Origin of the sequence: Pseudomonas agronomica, assembly GCF_025917275.1 — a bacterium.
Taxonomy (GTDB): domain Bacteria; phylum Pseudomonadota; class Gammaproteobacteria; order Pseudomonadales; family Pseudomonadaceae; genus Aquipseudomonas; species Aquipseudomonas agronomica.
This window is the reverse complement of sequence record NZ_JAOSHO010000546.1, coordinates 1-3,127: the sequence shown is the minus strand read 5'-3', so window position 1 is coordinate 3,127 and position 3,127 is coordinate 1. Positions and strand designations below refer to the sequence as shown.

3 protein-coding genes are annotated in these 3,127 nt (G+C 63.9%); 2 read left to right on the top strand and 1 reads right to left on the bottom strand.

From position 1 onward, the window contains the following. Positions 1-47 precede the first annotated feature (47 nt). Positions 48-1,067: a quinone-dependent dihydroorotate dehydrogenase gene (locus tag OC610_RS24225; protein ID WP_264431464.1), complete on the bottom strand. Its 1,020-nt coding sequence runs from the start codon at positions 1,065-1,067 to the stop codon at positions 48-50. Between the two features lie 234 nt (positions 1,068-1,301). Between OC610_RS24225 and OC610_RS24220 the strand changes: the two genes are divergently transcribed. Then, positions 1,302-2,513, top strand: coding sequence for a CmpA/NrtA family ABC transporter substrate-binding protein (locus OC610_RS24220; RefSeq protein WP_264431462.1), 1,212 nt, complete (start codon positions 1,302-1,304; stop codon positions 2,511-2,513). 14 nt (positions 2,514-2,527) lie between these two features. Then, entirely contained in the window at positions 2,528-3,103 is a 576-nt protein-coding gene (locus OC610_RS24215) for an ANTAR domain-containing response regulator (protein WP_025212689.1), read from the top strand. The last annotated feature ends 24 nt before the right edge of the window (positions 3,104-3,127 follow it).

Below are 3,127 nucleotides of genomic sequence, written 5' to 3'. Positions count from 1 at the left end.
CGGGAGCAAGCTCCCTCGCCACAGATGGATCTGACTAGCCCGGGAAATCAACCCAACGCCGCAATCGCATCCACCGACTCGCGAATCAGCGCCGGGCCTTTGTAGATGAAGCCCGAGTAAACCTGCACCAGGCTCGCCCCGGCGGAGATTTTCTCGGCGGCGTGGCGGCCTTCGGTAATCCCGCCCGCCGCGATGATCGGCAATCGTCCCGCCAGCTCACCCGCCAGGACTTTCACGGTGTGGGTGCTCTTGTCGCGCACCGGCGCGCCAGACAAGCCGCCCGCCTCGTCGCCATGCTCCAACCCTTCTACACCTTCGCGGCCCAGCGTGGTGTTGGTGGCGATCACCGCGTCCATGCCAGTCTCGATCAGCGCCTGGGCTACCTGGACGGTTTCCTCGTCGCTCATGTCCGGGGCAATCTTGATCGCCAGCGGCACATGCCGGCCATGGATGACCGCCAACTCAGCGCGGCGCCGGGCCAGGTCGGCCAGCAGTTGCTTGAGCGAATCACCGAACTGCAGGCTTCGCAGCCCCGGGGTGTTCGGTGAACTGACGTTGACGGTGATATAGCTGGCGTGGGCGTAGACCTTGTCCAGGCAGATCAGGTAATCGTCCACGGCGCGCTCCACCGGGGTGTCGAAGTTCTTGCCGATGTTGATGCCCAGCACGCCCTTGTACTTGGCTGCCGCGACACGGGCCAGCAGGTGATCAACGCCCAGGTTGTTGAAGCCCATGCGATTGATGATCGCCTCGGCCTGGGGCAGGCGAAACAGTCGTGGCTTCGGGTTGCCCGGCTGCGGTCGCGGCGTGACGGTGCCGATTTCCACAAAGCCGAAACCCAGTTGCGCAAAGCCGTCGATGGCCGCGCCATTCTTGTCCAGGCCCGCCGCCAGCCCGACCGGGTTGGGAAACTCCAGTCCCATGACCGTCACCGGCAGTTTCGCCGGGGCCTTGCACAGCAGTCCGTTGAGGCCCAAGCGCCCGCCCGCGCCGATCAAGTCCAGGGACAGGTCGTGGGAGGTTTCCGGGGAGAGTTTGAACAGCAGTTCACGGGCCAGGGTGTACATGGGCGGCTTTGACTCGGGCGACGAAATGAGGCGGCGATTATAGCCGCGCAACGGCGTTGCAAGCGAGGCGCTCGCACAAAACCGCAGCACTGGCATATGCCTTGCACCCTTTTGGTCATCAGCGCCCCATGCCAACGACGGAATGAGTGCCGCACGGTTTCAAAGGACAACGGCGTCGGCGTCCGGCCTCCCCTGGCCAGGACACGGCGCTTTTTCATGTGGAAGGTGATATCGATGAATGAAGTTCCAACCACGCCCCTGGCCTGGGTCAATGGCAGCGATGCCCCGGAAAAGAGCGCGATCAACCTCGGCTTCATGGCCTTGAGTGACTGCGCCCCGGTGGTGGTTGCCGCCACCCAAGGCTTCGCCCAACCCTACGGCCTGACCCTGAACCTCAAGCGCCAGGCATCCTGGGCCAACCTGCGGGACAAGCTGGTCAGCGGTGAAATCGATGCCGCCCACAGCCTTTATGGCTTGATCTACGCGGTGCACTTGGGCATTGGCGGCGTTGCGCCGACCGACATGGCGGTGTTGATGGGCCTTAACCAGAACGGCCAGAGCATCAACCTGTCCCACGGCCTCCAGGCCCAAGGCGTGACCAGTCCTGAAGCACTGGAACGGCACGTGCACCAAACTCGCCCGAAACTGACCTTCGCCCAGACCTTCCCCACCGGCACCCATGCCATGTGGCTCTATTACTGGCTCGCGGCCCAGGGCATCCATCCGCTATCGGATGTCGATAGCGTCGTGGTGCCGCCGCCGCAGATGGTCGCGCACCTGCAAGCCGGACGTATCGACGGGTTTTGCGTGGGCGAACCCTGGTGCGCCAGCGCGGTGAAGCAGAACCTCGGGTTTACCCTCGCGACCACCCAGACCATCTGGCCCGACCACCCGGAAAAAGTCCTGGGTTGCACCCGCGCGTTCGTCGAGCAATACCCCAATACCGCCCGGGCGCTGGTGATGGCGATCCTGGAAGCCAGCCGCTTCATCGAGCAAAGCACCGAAAACCGTCGCAGCACCGCGCAACTGCTGAGCGCGCCGGAATACCTCGATGCGCCGCTCGACTGCATCGAGCCGCGCTTGCTGGGCATTTACGCCGACGGCCTGGGCAATAGTTGGCAGGATCCCCATGCCATGCGCTTCCACGCGGGCGGCGAGGTGAACCTGCCTTATTTGTCCGACGGCATGTGGTTCATGACCCAGTTCCGTCGTTGGGGCCTGTTGCGCGAAGACCCGGACTACTTGGCCGTCGCCCGCCAGGTCCAGCAGCTCAACCTCTACCGTGAAGCCGCCGCGGCGCTGGGCGTAACCTCCCCAGGCCAGGACATGCGCAGCAGCCAACTGATCGACGGCACCACCTGGGACGGCACTGATCCGGCCGGGTACGCCCGCAGCTTCAAACTGCACGCCTTGAGCGATGCGGCTCCCCTTCTCGCCAGCCGCTGACAGGAGCCACGACCATGCTGCGTATCCTGCTGATCAACGACACCGCGAAAAAAGTCGGTCGCCTGAAAGCGGCCTTGATTGAAGCCGGCTTCGAAGTGATCGACGAATCCGGCCTGACCATCGACCTGCCGGCGCGCGTCGAAACAGTGCGTCCGGACGTGATCCTGATCGATACCGAGTCACCGGGCCGCGATGTGATGGAACAAGTGGTGCTGGTCAGTCGTGACCAACCCCGGCCGATCGTCATGTTCACCGACGAGCACGACCCGGATGTGATGCGCCAGGCGATCAAGTCGGGCGTCAGCGCCTACATCGTCGAAGGCATCCATGCCGCGCGGCTGCAACCGATACTCGACGTCGCCATGGCCCGCTTCGAAAGCGACCAGGCCCTGCGCGCCCAACTGCTGGCCCGGGACCAGCAACTGGCCGAACGCAAACGCATCGAACTGGCCAAGGGCATGCTCATGAAAATGAAGGAGTGCAACGAGGAACAGGCCTACACCCTGATGCGCCGCCAGGCCATGAGCCGCCAGCAGAAGCTGATCCAGGTGGCGGAGCAAATTATTGCGATGAACGAGTTGCTCGGCTGACAGCCTTGTAACGCCTGGCCTGCC

Bases quoted from the DNA above. Each gene is read 5' to 3' on its own strand.
- OC610_RS24225 (WP_264431464.1), bottom strand. From the start codon at position 1,067: ATGTACACCCTGGCCCGTGAACTGCTGTTCAAACTCTCCCCGGAAACC.
- OC610_RS24220 (WP_264431462.1), top strand. From the start codon at position 1,302: ATGAATGAAGTTCCAACCACGCCCCTGGCCTGGGTCAATGGCAGCGAT.
- OC610_RS24215 (WP_025212689.1), top strand. From the start codon at position 2,528: ATGCTGCGTATCCTGCTGATCAACGACACCGCGAAAAAAGTCGGTCGC.